Annotated in this window: 14 protein-coding genes; 6 read left to right on the top strand and 8 right to left on the bottom strand. The window is 70.8% G+C overall.

Features of this window, described 5'->3' with window-relative positions; genetic code table 11:
• Positions 1–38: 38 nt before the first annotated feature.
• Together KALB_RS02695 and KALB_RS02690 are read left to right on the top strand one after the other, a co-directional pair.
• Positions 39–1,133: a hypothetical protein gene (locus KALB_RS02695; protein WP_025354185.1), complete on the top strand. Its 1,095-nt coding sequence runs from the start codon at positions 39–41 to the stop codon at positions 1,131–1,133.
• Between the two features lie 667 nt (positions 1,134–1,800).
• Positions 1,801–2,028, top strand: a complete 228-nt coding sequence (locus KALB_RS02690; RefSeq protein WP_025354184.1) for a PspC domain-containing protein — start codon at positions 1,801–1,803, stop codon at positions 2,026–2,028.
• A 73-nt stretch (positions 2,029–2,101) separates the two neighbouring features.
• Here the strand turns inward: KALB_RS02690 and KALB_RS02685 are convergent, their stop codons facing one another.
• From KALB_RS02685 to KALB_RS02655, 7 genes are all read right to left on the bottom strand, one after another.
• The gene (locus KALB_RS02685) at positions 2,102–3,388 is read right to left on the bottom strand and encodes a GGDEF domain-containing protein (protein WP_025354183.1); all 1,287 of its coding nucleotides are present in this window, start codon (positions 3,386–3,388) and stop codon (positions 2,102–2,104) included.
• Between the two features lie 211 nt (positions 3,389–3,599).
• Positions 3,600–5,147 (bottom strand): beta-N-acetylhexosaminidase, encoded by a 1,548-nt coding sequence (locus KALB_RS02680; protein ID WP_025354182.1) that lies wholly within the window; start codon positions 5,145–5,147, stop codon positions 3,600–3,602.
• 3 nt (positions 5,148–5,150) lie between these two features.
• Complete coding sequence (locus KALB_RS02675; RefSeq protein WP_025354181.1) at positions 5,151–5,993, bottom strand: carbohydrate ABC transporter permease; 843 nt, start codon at positions 5,991–5,993, stop codon at positions 5,151–5,153.
• Complete coding sequence (locus tag KALB_RS02670; protein WP_025354180.1) at positions 5,990–6,877, bottom strand: carbohydrate ABC transporter permease; 888 nt, start codon at positions 6,875–6,877, stop codon at positions 5,990–5,992. Before KALB_RS02670 ends, KALB_RS02675 begins: the two co-directional genes overlap by 4 nt.
• Positions 6,874–8,157, bottom strand: coding sequence for an extracellular solute-binding protein (locus KALB_RS02665; protein ID WP_030108233.1), 1,284 nt, complete (start codon positions 8,155–8,157; stop codon positions 6,874–6,876). The genes KALB_RS02670 and KALB_RS02665 overlap by 4 nt, the downstream gene beginning before the upstream one ends.
• A gap of 106 nt (positions 8,158–8,263) precedes the next feature.
• Positions 8,264–9,427, bottom strand: a complete 1,164-nt coding sequence (locus tag KALB_RS02660) for a glycoside hydrolase family 27 protein (protein WP_051912937.1) — start codon at positions 9,425–9,427, stop codon at positions 8,264–8,266.
• Between the two features lie 10 nt (positions 9,428–9,437).
• Entirely contained in the window at positions 9,438–10,118 is a 681-nt protein-coding gene (locus tag KALB_RS02655; RefSeq protein WP_025354178.1) for a copper homeostasis protein CutC, read from the bottom strand.
• 681 nt (positions 10,119–10,799) lie between these two features.
• Here KALB_RS02655 and KALB_RS02650 point away from each other — a divergent pair.
• From KALB_RS02650 to KALB_RS02635, 4 genes are all read left to right on the top strand, one after another.
• Positions 10,800–11,057 carry a hypothetical protein gene (locus tag KALB_RS02650; RefSeq protein WP_025354177.1) on the top strand — a complete coding sequence of 86 codons (258 nt, stop codon included), beginning with the start codon at positions 10,800–10,802 and terminating at the stop codon, positions 11,055–11,057.
• Positions 11,058–11,368: 311 nt separating this feature from the next.
• Positions 11,369–11,956, top strand: coding sequence for an RNA polymerase sigma factor (locus tag KALB_RS02645; protein ID WP_025354176.1), 588 nt, complete (start codon positions 11,369–11,371; stop codon positions 11,954–11,956).
• Positions 11,953–12,459 carry a hypothetical protein gene (locus tag KALB_RS02640; protein ID WP_025354175.1) on the top strand — a complete coding sequence of 169 codons (507 nt, stop codon included), beginning with the start codon at positions 11,953–11,955 and terminating at the stop codon, positions 12,457–12,459. Before KALB_RS02645 ends, KALB_RS02640 begins: the two co-directional genes overlap by 4 nt.
• 63 nt (positions 12,460–12,522) lie before the next feature.
• On the top strand, positions 12,523–15,177 hold the full coding sequence (locus KALB_RS02635) for a CHAT domain-containing protein (RefSeq protein ID WP_236650157.1): 2,655 nt from the start codon (positions 12,523–12,525) through the stop codon (positions 15,175–15,177).
• Between the two features lie 264 nt (positions 15,178–15,441).
• On the opposite strand, the gene groL is transcribed toward KALB_RS02635, so the two are convergent.
• A complete protein-coding gene (gene groL, locus KALB_RS02630; protein WP_025354173.1) occupies positions 15,442–17,064 on the bottom strand; it encodes a chaperonin GroEL in 1,623 nt (540 codons plus the stop codon).
• Positions 17,065–17,215 lie beyond the last annotated feature (151 nt).

Here is a 17,215-nt window from a genome sequence, read left to right as displayed (position 1 = left end):
CGGCGGCATATGTGTCCTCTGTGGAGAGTGGTCGACGAGTGCCTTCCGGTGACGCCCTGCGGCACTTCGCCGCGAGGCTCGGCGTCGCGGAGGAGCAGTTGCGCACCGGGCAGTCCCCGGACCGGCACGTGGCCGCCGACCTCGCCGTGATCGAGGCCGCACTGGCCGGTGACGTGTCGGCGCTGATCGAGGTGGAGCCTCGGCGGCCTGCCCGGGTGGCCCTGGTGCGCGGGCACCTCGCGCTTGCGGCGGGCCAAGCCGCTGACGAGCACTTCGACCGGTCGGCACACCTGCTGGCTGAGGCCCCGTTGACAGCGCTCGTCGACTGCACGATCGGTCGTGCACTTTGTCTGCTCGGGCGGCAGGAGGCCAACGTGGCGGCACACCTGGTCAAGTCGGCCGCCGACGGGTTGTACGCGGCGAACCACCTCGACCCTGTGTCGTTGCTGCTGCTCAACGCCCTGCTGGCGCAGTGCCAACTACGGGCCGGCGACGAACGGCAGGCAAGGCGGGCAGCGACCACGGCGCTCGGCCTCGGCCCGCTGCCCGATCCCAGAGGCTCCTGTGCGATGTACCTGGCCTGGGCGCGAACCTTGTTGGTGGACAACGAGATCGATCAGGCCGCGTTGGTCGCCGAGCAAGCGTGGCAGGTGTACCGGCAGGTCCCGTTGGGCACTGCGGTGGCGCACTGCCTGCGGGCTCGCGGCAGCCTGGACGACCTCGCGGCGGCCCAGCGCGGGTTCGCGGCGGCCGGGCTGGTCGAGGACGCACTGGCCTGCCAGGTGGACGCCGCCGAACTGAACAGAACGAACGGTCGTGCGGAAACTTCCCGTGCCCTGCTCACCGAGGTCCTGGCCAGCGCAGGAGCGGGAACGCTCGTGCAGGCCAGGGCCCAGCACACGCTCGCGCTGCTGGCGCTGGACAAGGCGGATCGGGTGACCGCCGAGCCACTGCTGCGCTCCGCGATGGAGACGCTGCTGCATGCCGGGTCACGGGTCGTGCTCGCGGCGACGACCAGGGAGCTCGGCGACCTGCTCGTCGCCGAGGGGCGTCACACCGAGGCCGCTGAGGTGCTCGTGCGCGGACTGGGCAGGATCGGGCAGTTGGTCTCACCCAACGTGGTCATGGACTGACCACGCCATACACGGCGGGACCATCGCGTGACAGCGCAGAGCGCGGATGCTCCGGCGCGGGACTCGCACACGCCAGGGCGGGACTCGCCGTCGCCCGCGCGGGACTCACCACCGCCAGAACGGGACTCACCGTCTCGAGGGCGGGACTCGCCACCAAGACGGGACTCGCGCATCGCCAGGCTGGGATTCACGAAGACCAACGCGGGCACCGCGCGCCGCAGAGCGGGACTCACCGTCTCGAGGACGGGACTCACACGCCCCAGCACGGGACTCACCACCACCAGAACGGGACTCGCGCATCGTCAGAACGAGACTCATGGGGTGGCGGACGGTGAGGGTGGACGGACGGCCCCTACACACCCCGTCCGCCCACCCTCGCCGAGGCCTCGCCAGGGTGCGCGGGCGAGGTCGCTGTGGGGCCTGGTTCGCCGGCAGCGCTTCGGGGGGCGCCACCGGCGAACCAGGAGTCTCGGTTGTGCAACCTAACTGTTAACTCGTGTTGAGCATCAGGTAGCACAGTCGAGTGTGTGCCCCGGACCGGGGTACGTCAAGGGGTCAGCACGCGCTTGCCCGTTCGGCCCCGCGTCCTGCCCAGGGGTGCCCTCAGGGTCCGAACCAGGGACGTTCCCCGATGGCAGGGGGCACGCGGGAGGGCAGTGTTGTGGTCATGACGAACAACATCCTGAACGAGGCCGGCCAGCAGGTTCGCAAGTTCCGCCGCAGCAGGGACAACCGGATGCTCGCCGGGGTGTGCGGCGGCGCTGCGGAGCTGCTCGGTGTGGACGCCACCCTGCTGCGCGTGGCGATGGTGGCCATGACCGTGTGCTTCTTCGGCTTCGGCGTGGTGCTCTACGGCGCCTGTTGGCTGCTGGCACCGGAGGCCGATGACGACTGATCTACCGGGGGTGAGTCGGGGGGCCGGGCGCGAGGGCCGTCGGGGGGTGGGCCCGCACGCCCGGCGGCGGCACTCAGGCCGCCCTCGGGTGGCCGGAACTGGCGACCACGCGGTTGCGCCCGGTGCGCTTGGCCCGGTACACGGCGGTGTCCGCGGCCAGGAGCAGTTGCTCCATGGAGGTGCCGGTGGTGGGCAACACCGCCACCCCGATCGAACAGGACAGCCCGGTGATCGAGATGTGCTCCACGGGGGTGGGCACGCTCAGCGCCGACACGGTCGCCCTGATCCGCTCGGCGGTGGCGATGGCCCCTCGCTCGTCCGCGCCGGGCAGCAGCACCACGAACTCCTCACCACCGAACCTGCCGACCGCGTCGCCCGCGCGCACCTGGGCCTTGACCGCGGTGGCCACCGAGCGGAGCACCGCGTCCCCGGCCAGGTGGCCGTAGGTGTCGTTGATCCGCTTGAAGTGGTCCAGGTCGACCATCAGCACGCCGACCTGGTCCACCCGGTCCAGTTCCCGGCTGGCCAGCCGGTGCCAGGTGACCGCGTTGAGCAGACCGGTCTTCACGTCGGTGGTCGCGTCGGTCTCCAACTGCTTGACCAGCACACTGCGGTGCAGCAACAGGACCGGGCAGAGCAGCAGCGGCAGGAACAGCGGCTGGCACACCAGTACCAGTGCGGTCAGCCCGCCCAGGCACAGCGTGGTGATCTCCAGGGCGTTGTCGTCCCAGGTGCCGAACAGCTCACCGAGCGGGGTGGCGCCACGGGTCCTGAGCTTGATCGACACGGCCAGCAGCACGGCGTCGACCAGCTCGAAGACCACCAGGGCCGCGACACAGGACATGTTGGTGTAGAAGGAGAAACCGGCCGGTCCCCCGGCCAGCGGGGCGGCGACCGCGACCGCGGAGGCGGCCAGGCAGCTCACCAGGGCGGCACAGGCGCCGAACACGGTCCTGCGGGTGGAGATGCTGTCCAGCGTGCGCCAACACCGCAACCACATGTGCAGGTACAGCACGGCGCAGAGCAGTACGAGCAGGTGCCGGGGCAGCACCAGCACCCCGGCGATCAACCAGACCGAGGTCATGGTGATGTGCATGTTCCCGCACAGCCTGCGACGATCGCGCTCGATGCGCCGGGACAGCTCCGCCTGCACCACGCCGAGCACCACCAGCCCACCGAACCTGAGCAGGTCGGTGTTCGTCGCGGTGACGTGCAAATGGCAGAGCGCGGCCGCGGTCAGTGCGGCCGCCTCGACCAGCACGGAGTAGACCACCCAGCCCGCGGGCAGCCCGGCCCACCAGGAACCGCTCAGCAGACCGGTGTGCCCCGGTGACGATCTGCTCTGCTCCGCACCCGGCATGGCTCCCCCCGTATCGTCCCGGACATCCAGTGTTCAACCGAGCGGGGTTGGCTGGCTAGCTGACATCCGGGTGAGCCGAACGGCCGTTCTGGACAGCTGTTGACGAGGAATTACCCTTGGTGCAGAACAACATTCGACCGAACGGCGGTGGTGTGCCTTCATACCACCACCGCCGTCGCACGAATGGACTCAACCTGTGAGGAACACTCGACTACCGCGGCCTGCCCGGCACACCCGGCCTGGTCTGCCACGGGTGCGGCCCGGCCAGCGGGCGGTACTCCACGCCCAGCGCGTCCAGGCGGGGCAGGTGGTGCTCGGCCAGCCTGCGCAGGAACTCGTCGGTGTCCTTGCCCGCCCTGCTGGACCAGACGACCTCGGCGAACGCGGCCAGTCGGGGGAATGCCGCGTAGTCCACGCGCCGGGGCGAGTCCAGGTGCTCGGTCCAGACCTGCGCCTGCGCCCCCAGCACGCGCGCGGTGGCGCCGCCGGTCAGCTCGGCGGGCACGGGCTCGTACTCGTAGACGTCCGCGGTGGTGTGCACCTCACCGACCGGGATCGGCTCGTCCTCCCGATCGGACTCGCGGTGGTCCAGGTAAACCTTCTGCTCGGGGCACATCACCACCTCGTAACCCGCTTGTGCCGCAGCGATTCCGGCCTCCTCGCCGCGCCAGGAGGTGACGATCACGCCATCCGGCAGGGGGCCCACCTCCGTGATCTCGTCCCAGCCCATGGCGCGCCGGCCACGCTTGGCCAGGTGGTCGGCGATCTGCCGGATGAACCAGCCGTGCAGACCCGCCACTCCTTGCACACCAAGCTCTTCAGCGCGCTCCTCGGTCCACTGCACGGTGGGCACCTCGTCCCCGCCGAGGCAGATCACCTCGGAGGGGAACACCTCGACGAGTTCGTCGAACACGTCACGGAAGAAGTCCACAGTGGACTCCTTGGTGTTCAGTACGTTCTCGTTGATGCCCCACAGGGGCCACACGGGCAACTCGGTGCCGAGGTTGCCCAGCTCCGGGTACGCGGCGATCGCGGCCTGGCTGTGCCCCGGGATGTCGATCTCCGGAACGACGGTGATGTGCCTGCGCGCCGCGTATGCCACGACCTCACGCAGGTCGTCCTGGGTGTAGAACCCGCCGTGCGGTCGGCCGTCGTGCACGTTGTCCCTGTGCGCGCCGACCCGTGAACCCGCCCGCCAGGCACCGACCTCAGTCAGCCTCGGGTAGCGCTTGACCTCGAAGCGCCACCCCTGGTCGTCGGTCAGGTGCAGGTGCAGCACGTTCAGCTTGTGCGCGGCGAGCAGGTCGATGAACCGAAGCAGACCGTCCTTGGGCATGAAGTGCCTTGCCACGTCAAGAAGGCAGCCACGCCAACCAAACCTCGGCCGATCGGTGACAATGCCACAGGGGATCTCCCACTGTCCACTGTGCACATTGGCGGCACGGAACGCCTGCGGCCCCAAGAGCTGCCGCAAGGTCTGAGCAGCGTGAAATGCGCTGGCCTCATCCCCAGCAGTTACCACAACAGACTCAGGTGAAACGGAAATCTGGTAACCATCCACGGTGGACACCACGTTGACGGCGATGTCGGGCGTGGTCGAAGGCGCGAGCGCGAAGCCCGTCGCCGCACCGAGCACCTCGCGGAGCCAGCTGACCGCCTGCGCGTCCCCGCCGAGGGTGGCGGAGCGGCCCAGCACGAACACCCCGGGATGTTCATCCACACTGGACGGTTTGGGCAGCAGCACGTCGAATCCGGACACGCCTCATCCCTTCACGGCACCCGCGAGGCCGGAGACCAGCCTGCGTTGCACGAGTACGAAGAACACCAGCACGGGCACGGTCATCAGAGTCGATCCTGCCATGATCGCGCCCCAGTCGTTCTGGTCCGGTTTGAAGAAGGCCAGCAGGGCCAGTGGCAGGGTCTGGTTCTCCGAGGCGGAGATGATGAAGGTCTTGGCGAACAGGAAGTCGTTCCACGCGTGGATGAACGACAGCACGCTGGTGGCGACCAAGCCCGGTGCCACCAGCGGGAACAGCACCTGCCACAGGAAGCGCTGGCGGCTGGCCCCGTCCAGGGTGGCGGCCTCCTCCAGCTCCACCGGCACCGCGGCGACGAACCCGCGCAGCATCCAGATCGCGAACGGCAGGCTGAACGCCAGGTGTACCAGCACCAGTCCACCGAGTTGGTTGAGGCCGAACGCGGGCACCGCGTCACCCACCGAGCGCATCAGGAAGAACATCGGGATGGTCAGCGCCTCGACCGGGACCATCTGCGCCACCAGCAGCATCACCAGCAGCAGGGTGCGCCCTCGGAAGCGCAGGCGGGTCAACGCGGTGGCGGCCAGGAAGGAGATCAGCAGCGACAGGGCGACCACCACCAGCGCCACCAGCACGCTGTTGAGGAAGTAGCGGCCGAAGCCCTGCGTGGTGAGCACCCGGGTGAAGTTGTCCAGGCTCGGTTGCAGGGTCCACGGCTTGGGGTCGCTGGAGATCACCTCGCTCTCCGGCTTCAGCGCGGAGAGCACCATCCAGTACAGCGGGAACGCGATCGCCGCGGCGGCGAGCACCGCGAGGACCTCGGCGAGGGTCCTGCCCGGCCGCTTCACAGCGCCTCCCCACTGCGGCGCAGCGCGCGCAGGTAGATCGCGGTGAAACCAAGCAGCAGCACGGTCATCACCACGCCGATCGCCGAGCCGAGCCCGTACTCGGAGGCCGCGAACGCCTGTTGGTAGGCGTAGACGTTCAGCACGAGGTTGCCGCCCGCGACCCCACCGCCGCCGGTCATCACGTAGATCTGCGTGAACACCTTGAAGTCCCAGATCACCGACTGGATGGTGACCACGACGAGCAGTGGGCGCAGCAGCGGCAGGATCACGCTGCGCACGGTGCGCGGCACGGAGGCGCCGTCCAGGGCCGCCGCCTCGACGACCTCACCGGGAATCGCCTTGATCCCGGCGTAGAGCGTGACCATGACAAACGGGAACGAGCACCAGACGACCTGTGCGGCAACGAGCCCGAAGGCGACCCACCGGTCGTAGGTCCAGGAGAAGCCCTGGAGGCCGAGTACCTCGTTGACCAGGCCGAAGTTGGCGTCGAACAGGAACAGCCACACGGTGGATCCGGCGACCGTGGGCGTGGCCCAGGCCCCGAGCGCGGCGAGGAACAACAGGGCCCTCGGCACAGCGCGGACGCGGGTGGCCAGCACCGCGAGCGCCGCACCGACGAGCAGGGTGCCCAGCACGCAGCAGGCGGCGAATCCGACGGTCTGCGCCAGCACGGTCCAGAACTGGCTGTCGGACAACAACTTCGCGTAGTTGCCCAGCCCGAGCCAGTTCAGCGGGGCGCCACCGCTGACCTGCTCCTGGCCGTAGTCGTAGAAGGAGATCAGCACCAGCTGGTAGATCGGGTAGCCCAGCAGGCCGATCAGCACCAGGGCGGCCGGGGCGAGGTAGGCCAGCGCCGCCCGGCCGTCCCGGCTGATCCCGATCATGAGCCGAATGCCTCGTTCATGTGCTGGGCAGCCGTGGCGGTGGCCGCCGTGAGGTCCTGGGCCTTGGTGGCGATCTGTTGCAGCATCGTGGGCAGCACCGCCTGGGCGTCGATCTTGGCCCAGGCCGGGGTCGCGGGCACGAAACGGGGGCCCGCGTCCAGTGTCCGCACGAACGGTCGTTCGAATTCATCGCCCTCGGCGACGGCGCGCTGCACGTCGGTGAACGTGGGCAGGTTGCCCATGGCGTCGAACATCTTGCGCTGGAAGGACTTGCCGCCCAGCAGTTGCAGGAACTGCACGGCCAGCGTGCGGTGTGCCGTGCTCTTGGTGACGCCCAGCAGGTTGCCGCCCGCGAACGCGGGTGCGACCGAGCCCTCGGTCATGCCTGGCAGCGGCACGACCGCGTATTTGCCCGACACCGCACCGGCTTTCATGGCGCCGCGGTTGAAGTCCCCACCGATGGTCATGGCCGCCTTGCCGGAGACGAACGCCTGCACGCTGGCGTCCCCGCCGTTCTGCGCGCACTGCTGCGGCGGGCAGATGTCCTCGGCGAGCAGCTCGGTGTAGCGGCCGATTCCCGCACGACCGTTCGTGCTGTCGACCGCGCTGGTGAACTTCCCGTCCTGCTGGCTGGCCAGGTCACCGCCGGACGCCCACAGGAAGGGCAGCATGCCGTAGGTGTACTTGCCGCCGACCGAGATGCCGAACAGGTCCGGCTTGGCGGCGCGGATCCTCCTGGCCAGCGGGGCGAGTTCGGCCAGCGTCTTGGGCGGGGTCAGGCCGAGCTCGCTGAACACGTCGGTGCGGTAGTACAGCGCCCGCACGCCGACGTACCAGGGCACCGCGTACACCTTGCCGCCGACCTTGGCCGTGTCCAGGATGCTCGGGCTCAGGTCCTTGGCGTCCGGCCACTTGTCCAGGTCGGCGCCCACCTCGGCGAAACCGCCCGCGGCCACGTACCCGGCGAGGTCGGTGTTGCCGAACTCGGCCACGTCCGGCGCGCTCTTGGGGTCGCCGAAGGCCCCCTTGAACCGCTCGGCCCGCGTGCTGATCTGGATGTACTGCACGTCGACGGTGACACCCGCGTGCTCGGACTGGAACTGCTTGACCGCCTGGTCCACCACGGCCTGCTTGGGACCGCGGTTGACCTCGTCGAACAGCCACACGCGCAACTGCCCGGACTTCTCGTCGGCAGCACCGCCGCTCGGTCCGGACTGCACTGGGGCGCACCCGGCCACGGCCAGTGCGCCCACGGCGACCAGCAGTGCGATCCGCTTCATGCCTACCTCCCCGATATTGCACTGTGCGCAACGAACGTTTCGCTAGAGGCAATGACGGCATGTTAGGTCGACCACAGCAATTCGGACAAGGTCTAGACCAAGACGATCAGCGGGCAGCCCAGACGCGGTAGGCCAGCGCCGACTGGGCGGGCACGGAGCCGTAGTGCAGGGCGACGGTCTCGCGCTGCTGCCCGGTCCACAGGTCCCGGACCAGGTACGGACCGTTGGCGGGCAGGCCGAGGCAGCGCGCGGCGAACCCGGCCTCGGCCGGGGACGCACCGCGGTTGAGCAGCACCACCGCGGCCGAGCCGTCCGACATGGGTTTGACCCACGCCTGCACCGAACCGACGGTGCAGGCCAGCCGCCCCGACACACCTGCCCAGTCGCGGTCCACGGCGATCAGATCGGGGTTGAGCAGGATGCGAGCGGTGTCCTGGTTCATCGAGCGCAGGTCGTTGCCCGCGATCAACGGCGCGTTCAGCACCGCCCACAGCGCGAAGTGCGCCCGGTACTCGGCCTCGGTCATGCCGCCGTTGCCGACCTCCAGCGAGTCCGGGTCGTTCCAGCCGCCCGGTCGCGCGTAGCCGCCGAGCGCGGCCTGGCGGTCCAGGATGGACAGCACGCTGGCGAAGTCGTCAGCGATGTCGGGCGCGGTCCGCCACAACTGGGCGCCGACACCCGCACCCCACCGCCACGCCTCGTTCTGCCCGAGGTCGCTGACTGACAGCACGATCGTTCGATCAGTTTTCGCCAGGGCCTCGGCCATGGCCTGGACGCGGGCCGGTGCGGTCTCCGCGTCGCTGCCGCAGTGGTCGTACTTGAGGTAGTCCACGCCCCATGCCGCGAAGGTCGCCGCGTCCAGGTCCTCGTGCCCCAGGCTGGCGGGCAGCCCGGCGCAGGTGGTCTCGCCCGCCGAGGAGTACAGCCCGAGCAACAGCCCCCGGCCGTGCAGGTACCGAGCGAGGGCCGCGATGCCGTGCGGGAAGCGGACCGGGTCGGCGGCCAGCCTGCCCGCCGCGTCCCGGACCGGGGCCATCCAGCAGTCGTCCACGTTGGCGTACCGGTACCCGGCGGCGCGCATGCCGCTGGCGACCATCGCGTCGGCGGCCTGCTCGACCACCTGCTCGTCCACGGCGCAGCCGAACCGGTTCCAGCTGCTCCAGCCCATCGGCGGCGTGGGCGCGAGCAGTCCGCGCGCCGGGTGGAGGTCCGGTGCCGAGCCGGTCAGCAGCGCGGCGAGCACCACCAGCACCGCGACCAGCCTCAGCACCGGGTCGAGGCTAGTCCCCGGAGATCAGCTCAACCCAGCTCCGCACCGCCTCGGCGCTGACCGGTTGGTCCCAGCCCTGCGGGCGTACGGCGCTGCCCACGTGGAAGCAGCGGACCCCGGCGGACCGCAGGCCGCTCACCTGGTCGACGCGCAGGCCACCGCCCGCCATCACCACGGGCGCGCCCTCGCACTGGCGGGCGGCCAGCTCGCGCAGCATCGGGATGCCCTGGGCCACGCCGTGCTTGCTGCCCGCGGTGAGCACGGTGTCGGCGCCCAGTTCGACCACCTCGTCCCAGGCGGCCAGCGGGTCGGCGGCGTTGTCCAGCGCGCGGTGGAACGTCCAGCGGGCGCCGTCCAGCTCACCGAGCACGGTGCGGCACACGCCGACGTCCACGGCGCCCCGGTCGTCCAGGAAGCCGAGCACGAACTCGGTGACGCCCAGTTCGCGCAGGGCCACCGCGTCGCGGCAGAGCCGGGTCAGCGACTCGGGCGCGAACCCGGCGGCGTCGCGCAGCATGGCCCGCACCGGCAGGTCGGTGGCGGCGAGCACCCGGCGTGCGGTGGCGGCCGTGGGAGTGAGCCCGTCGGCGGCCATGTCGCAGACCAGTTCGATGCGGTCCGCACCGCCCGCCTCGGCCTGTTCGGCGTCGCGGGCGTCCAGCGCGATGACCTCGAGCAGCAAGTCCGACATGGTCTAGACCATAAGGCCAGGTGGGCAGGGGGCACCAGCGCCGGAGGACCAAGATCGGATTCGGTCCGAGAATTTTTCCCACCCGTGTATCTGCGCCGGGACACCCGGCTCATCTCTGGTGTCCGGCCAGTTCACCGAGCCACGGGGGACGGGCGGGACCTGCACCACGCGCCGGGGGGCGCGGGTCGGGGGTGGCACGACCGGTCGCGGGGATCTGGTCGTGCCGGGTGAGAACCACCAGCGGTGTGCGACCAAGGGGCGTCGCGGGGCAGGTGTCGAGGGGGCACCGTAGTCCCACGGCGAGGGAGCGCGCGACCGCCAGTGGGGAGCCTTCACGTCAGCGGGGGTGTGAAGGGTCCAGGCGCGCGGACTTCGGCGGTCCGCGCGCCGCGACGAACAGGGCGGGGTGTCCGCCGGTACCGGCTGGGAGGACCGGTACCGGCGGACACCCCGCCCTTTGTCGTGCCCGGGACACATCGCCCCTAAGGGATCACTTGTGGTGAGTATCTACTCCGTTCGAGCGGTCTCTTGAATAATCGTTGGGCTGATCGAGCCAACGAGCAGTCACAATCGACACGCATGGTGACGCGAGTGGGAGCGCATCGCCATGGCGTTGGTCCACTGGGCGCAAAGCCCCCGGGAGGAACCCTCCGGGGAGAACCAACAGAGGGGAACAGCACCATGAGCACCACAGACGACAGCATGAAGATCGCAGCCACTCCCGACCCGTTGATCGTGGACGAGGTCGAGCAGGCGATGAGCGGGGTCGCGAAGGTCCGTGGCATGGGCCACCCGGACGCCCCGCCGCCCATCGAACTGGACCCGGTGACCGAGGACGGCGACTCGGGCATGGGCCACCCGGACAAGCACGAGCCGCAGGCCGCGCCCGGGAAGCCGGCCGAGATCAAGGCCGAGCAGGGCGCAGGGCACCGCGCCTGAGGCGGACCGGCGCCGGTCACGGGGGTCGCGGCCGGCGCCGACCAGGCGTTGCTGATTCGTGATGTATCTGAGTAGTTTCCCGCCCCACCTGTCTGAGTCGGGCTCATCCGGGGCCCGCGGTGCGGATCGGGGCGGCGGTGGTCGGACACGGGAGCACGCCGGGGGGCGTGGCCGTCGTCAAGCGCGACGTGAGCTGGCCGTACTGGGCGCGGGGGGCTGTGCCGGGTAGGGCAGGATGCAAGGTGAAGGAGCGCTACCGCGACGGGGGGACCGGACTGCGCCGAAGTACCTCAGATCCGGAGGTGCACGGAATGGCAGTGGACACCTGGGAGGGCCTCAGCGGCCACGACCGCCACGCGGCATGCCTCGTCGCCGCGCAGGGCGGCAACCGCAGGGCCCTGGACACGCTGGTCACCGACCTCACCCCACTGGTGTGGCACGTGACCAGGAGCCAGGGACTGGACCGGGTCAGCGCCGAGGACGTGGTGCAGACCGTGTGGCTGGCCCTGTTGCGCCACCTCAACCGGCTGGAGCACCCCAGGGCGCTGGCCGGTTGGCTGATCACCACCACCCGGCGGGAGGCCCAGCGGGCCCGCACGACCGGGTACGACCGGGAGTCGCCGGTGCCCAACGAGGGCCTCAGCGACATCCCCACGCAGAACGACGGCCCCGAGCAGGAGGCGCTGCGCGACGACCGGGACCGCCGGTTGTGGGCGGCCTACGCCCAGCTCACCGAGCGGTGCCAGCACCTGCTCAAGCTCACCGTGCTCGCGGGCAGGGCACAGTACGACGCCGTGGCCGAAGCACTGCACATGCCTCGGGGCAGCATCGGCCCGACCAGGGGTCGCTGCCTCAACCAGCTACGTGACCTGCTGAACAGGGAAGGGGGGCCTCAATGAACGCGGGCCAGGACAACAACCCGACCGCCAACGGCCAGGACGACAACCCGACCGAGGAGGACCTCCTCCTGCTGGCCGAACTGGACGTGCTGTTCGACAAGGTCGACCCGATGCCCGCCGACCTGGTCGAGCGGGTGCAGTTCGCGATCGCCCTGGAGGACCTCGACGTCGAGGTGGCCCGCTGGCAGCGCGACCAGGAGCTGGCCGGCGTCCGGGGCGCCGGCCCGAACACGGTCACCTTCACCGTGGAAGACCTGACCATCATGGTCAGCTTCGCCCCGGCAGGTGGCGGCTACCGGTTCGACGGCTGGCTGGTGCCGGGCGGGCCGCACACCGTGGAGGTCAGGGTGGCCGGTCACACGTCCACCACGACCGCGGCCGACGAGGGCGGGCGGTTCGCGGTGGACCAGGTGCCCAAGGGCACCACCCAGCTGGTGATCCACCTGGCCTCGGGCCACGGTGGTCGCGGGCGCACGGTGGTCACGCCGACCCTGGTGCTGTAACGGTGCGATCTTCCCCCCGACGGTGGACACCACCTTTCCGCCGGGGTGTGCTGGTATGTACGGGTGCCGTCACCGCCCACAGCCGTCCTCGCGCGCCCGCGCGCGGGTGAGCCCGACCGTGCGGCGGTGCTCAGCGGGGCCGAGCGGCTGTGGTCGGTCGGCTACCGGCTGGCGCTTGGCCAGTCCTTCGGCAACTCGGCGAAGGGCTTCCGCAAGGCGTTGCGCCTGCTGGACCAGCTCGAGGTCGACCCCGCCGACGTCGAGCACCTCGCACTGCGCGTGCAGGTGCTCACCTCGCTGGCGTACTCGGACTCCGAACTGCACAGCGTCCAGGAGGGCATGAAGTCCCTCGACCTGGCCGCCGAGCTGATCACCGTGATGCCCGCGGGGGCGGATCGCATGGCCGCCGAGGCCCGCGTGCAGCGCCAGCGCGGGTCCATCCTGCAACGGGCAGGCTGGCTGCGTGAGTCGATCGGGGTGCTCGACTCGGCGGTGGTGGCCACCGAGCGGGCCATGGCGCTGGGCGCGGGTGCCGAAATGGGCCTGGTCAACGCCCTGACAGCGCGCGCACTGGTGCACATCAACCTGGGCACCCCGCACACCGCGGCCGACGACCTGCGCCGCTGCATGTGGATCGGGCACGCCTACGACTCCCCGATCACCCGGGCGATCACCTCCAACAACCTCGGCGAGCTGCACTACAAGGCCGGGGACATCCCCACCTCGTTGCGCTACTACGAGGACGCCGAGCGGCTGTTCCGCAAGGTCGCGCCGAGCGCCCTGTCGAAGTTGCAGGTCGACCGGGCCGAGGTGCTGCTGTTCGCCGGGCTCGGGGAGGAAGCGGCCCGGATGCTCGACGAGGTGCTGCCCGACCTGCAGGCCCAGGGCAGCATGCGTGACCTCGCCGAGGCGGAGACCCGCCGGGCCGCCGCCGCCCTGCTGGAGAGCGACCCGCGGCTGGCGGGCCGGTTCGCCGCGGCGGCACGCCGCCGCTACCTGCGGCAGGCCAAGCCCGCGCTCGCCGCGCTGGCCACGCTGACCGCCCTGCGCGCGGAGACCGCCGAGGTACTGGCGGGTCAGCGCCCGGCGCGCAAGAGCCTGATCGATCGCGCGCTGGCGCTGTCCACCGAGCTGCACGAGCTGGGCCTGGTCGACGAATCGGCCGTGGCGCGGCTGCTCGCGGTCCGCGTCGAGGTCCGCCGCGGCAACCGGGACCGCGCCGGGCAGCTGCTGGCCGCGCTGCGCCCACCGGGCCGGTTCACCTCGATCGACAACCGGATGCTGCGCAGGCTGTGCCGTGCCGAACTGGCCGAGTCCACCGGCGACCGGCGGGCCGCGCTGAGCCAGGCCAGGTCCGGGTTCACCGAGCTGGGCAAGATCCGGGACCGGATGGGCGGGCTGGACCTGGTGTGCGGCACCGCCGTGCACGGCAGGGAACTCGGCGAGCTGGCCGTGCGCCTGGTGCTCGACGGGCGCAGGGGCAGCGCCGACGCGAGGCGGCTGTTCAGCTGGCTGGAGCGCACGCGGGCCCAGGTGTACCGCTACGAGCCGCAGCCCACCGTCGAGGACCCGGAGCTGGCCGAGCGGGTCGTGGAGCTGCGCAGCCTCACCCGGGCCATGCAGCAGGCCAAGGTGGAGGGCCGCAAGGTCCGCGACCTGGCGGCCCGGCACTCCGCGCTGCAACAGGAGGCCGCCCGGCTCGGCTGGCAGAGCAAGGTGTGGGGCACGCCCCGGCCGGTCGCCTCGATGGACGAGGTGGCCCAGCGGCTGGACGACCGCGCGCTGGTGACGTTCGCGGCCTCCGGTGACGCCATGGTCGCCGTTGTGCTCGTCGCGGGACGGCCCAGGCTGGTCCGGCTCGGCAGCGTGGCCGGTGCCCGGCAGGCGGCCCGTGAGCTGCACGCCGACCTGGACGCGCTGGCCCCCGACCACCTGCCCAGGGCGCTGGTCGAGGTCGTGTCGGCCTCCGCGAGGCGCCGCGCGCAGCTTCTCGACGACCAGCTGATGCGCCCGCTCGCCGAGGTGATCGGCGACCGCGAGCTGGTCGTCGTGCCCACCGGCCCCCTGTACCCCGTCGCCTGGGGCGCACTCCCCTCGCTGTGCGGGCGGCCCGTGGTCGTCGCGCCCTCGGCCACGGCCTGGCTGGCCGCCTCCAGCACCCCGCAGGCGCAGGCCGGTCCCGTGGGCCGCAGCGTGCTCGTCGGCGGCCCCGACCTGCCCGCCGCCGTGGGTGAGGTCGCCCAGCTGACCCAGTACCGGCCGGGCGCCCAGGTCATCGACGGGGACCGCGCCACGGTGGAGACCGTGCTCAAGGCGTTGGACGGGGCGCAGATGGCGCACGTCGCCGCGCACGGGGCGCACGAGCCCGGCAATGCGCTGTTCTCCCGGCTGGAGCTGGTGGACGGGGCCTTGTTCGCCCACGAGACGGCACGGCTGCAACGGCCACCGGAGCAGGTCGTGCTCGCCGCGTGTGAGCTCGCGCTGAGCCGGATCCGGCCGGGTGACGAGGCGCTCGGGTTCGCCGGTGCCCTGCTCGCCGCAGGTGTGCGCACCGTGACCGCCGCCGTGACGCGGGTCGGCGACCACACCGCCGCCGAGAGCATGGCGTTCTACCACCGCCGTGTGTCGGAGGGCGCCCGTCCCGCCGTGGCCCTGGCCGACGCGACGGCCGTCGACCCGTTGCGCCGACCGTTCATGTGCCTCGGCGCCAGCAACTGAGCCCGCTCTCCCCGCGAGTCCCGCCCACAGGCGCGCGAGTCCCGGCCTCAGGCCCACGAGTCCCGCTCTCAGGGCAGCACTGCCGCATCGGTCGCCGGGATTCACGCGCTGCAAAGCGGGGTTCGTGCTCCCCAGAGCGGGACTCGCCGTCCCGAGAGCGGGACTCGCGCGCTGGAGAGCGGGACTCGCCGTAGATGTGCGGGAGGGGCGGCCCCCACAGCGGGCCGCCCCTCCCGGGCAGTGCGAATCAGCTGGTGGCTGGACTCAGAAGTCCATGCCGCCGGCCTCGGGGCCGGCCGGAGCGGCCGGGGTCTTCTCCGGCTTGTCGGCGACGACGGCCTCGGTGGTGAGGAACAGGGCCGCGATCGAGGCCGCGTTCTGCAGCGCCGAACGGGTCACCTTGGCCGGGTCGATGATGCCCGCGGCGACCAGGTCCTTGTACTCACCGGTGGCCGCGTCCAGGCCCTCGCCCGGCTTGAGGCCCTTCACGCGCTCCACCACGACGCCACCCTCGAGGCCGGCGTTCACGGCGATCTGCTTCAGCGGGGCCTCGACGGCGACCTTGACGATGTTGGCACCAGTGGCCTCGTCGCCGACCAGGTTCAGGCCCGCGAAGGCGGCCTCGGCGGCCTGCAGCAGGGCGACGCCACCACCGGCGACGATGCCCTCCTCCACGGCGGCCTTGGCGTTGCGCACCGCGTCCTCGATGCGGTGCTTGCGCTCCTTGAGCTCCACCTCGGTGGCGGCACCGGCCTTGATGACCGCAACACCGCCGGCCAGCTTGGCCAGGCGCTCCTGCAGCTTCTCGCGGTCGTAGTCCGAGTCGCTCTTCTCGATCTCGGCGCGGATCTGCTTGACCCGGCCCTGGATGGCCTCGGCGTCGCCGGAGCCCTCCACGATCGTGGTCTCGTCCTTGGTGACGACGACCTTGCGCGCCTTGCCCAGCAGGGTCAGGTCGGCGTTCTCCAGCTTGAGGCCCACGTCCTCGGAGATGACCTGGCCACCGGTCAGGGTGGCGATGTCCTGCAGGATGGCCTTGCGGCGGTCACCGAAGCCGGGCGCCTTGACGGCGACGGACTTGAAGGTGCCACGGATCTTGTTGACCACCAGGGTCGCCAGGGCCTCGCCCTCGACGTCCTCGGAGATGATCAGCAGCGGCTTGCCGGCCTGGATGACCTTCTCCAGCAGCGGCAGCAGGTCCTTGACCGAGGAGATCTTGGAGCCGAACAGCAGGATGTACGGGTCCTCGAGGACCGCTTCCTGGCGCTCGGCGTCGGTCACGAAGTAACCGGAGATGTAGCCCTTGTCGAAGCGCATGCCCTCGGTGAGCTCCAGCTCGAGCCCGAGGGTGTTGCTCTCCTCGACGGTGATGACGCCTTCCTTGCCGACCTTGTCCATCGCCTCGGCGATCAGCTCGCCGATGGTGGAGTCAGCGGCGGAGATGGACGCGGTAGCAGCGATCTGCTCCTTGGTCTCGATCTCCTTGGCGGTCTTCAGCAGCTGCTCGGCAACGGCCTCGACGGCCTGCTCGATGCCGCGCTTGAGGCCGAGCGGGTTGGCGCCGGCGGCGACGTTGCGCAGACCCTCGCGCACCAGCGCCTGGGCCAGCACGGTGGCGGTGGTGGTGCCGTCACCCGCGACGTCGTCGGTCTTCTTGGCGACCTCCTTGACGAGCTCGGCCCCGATCTTCTCCCACGGGTCCTCGAGCTCGATCTCCTTGGCGATGGAGACACCATCGTTGGTGATGGTGGGGGCGCCCCACTTCTTCTCCAGGACGACGTTGCGACCCTTGGGGCCGAGCGTCACCTTGACGGCGTCAGCGAGGGTGTTCATCCCGCGCTCGAGACCGCGGCGGGCGTCCTCGTCGAACGCGATCATCTTGGCCATTGCGGTGTGGTCCTCCGGTGGTGGATGACACGGTGCTCGGCCAGGCTCGGTGCCCGCGACGGACGGCACCCGGGGATTCCCGGAGGCCTCACCGTCCCGACCTCATCGTTGGCACTCAGGTTGCGTGAGTGCTAGTGCAGGTTTAGCACTC

This window comes from Kutzneria viridogrisea DSM 43870, assembly GCF_000525635.1.
Lineage (GTDB): Bacteria > Actinomycetota > Actinomycetes > Mycobacteriales > Pseudonocardiaceae > Kutzneria > Kutzneria viridogrisea.
This window is presented reverse-complemented; position numbering and strand designations above follow the sequence as displayed.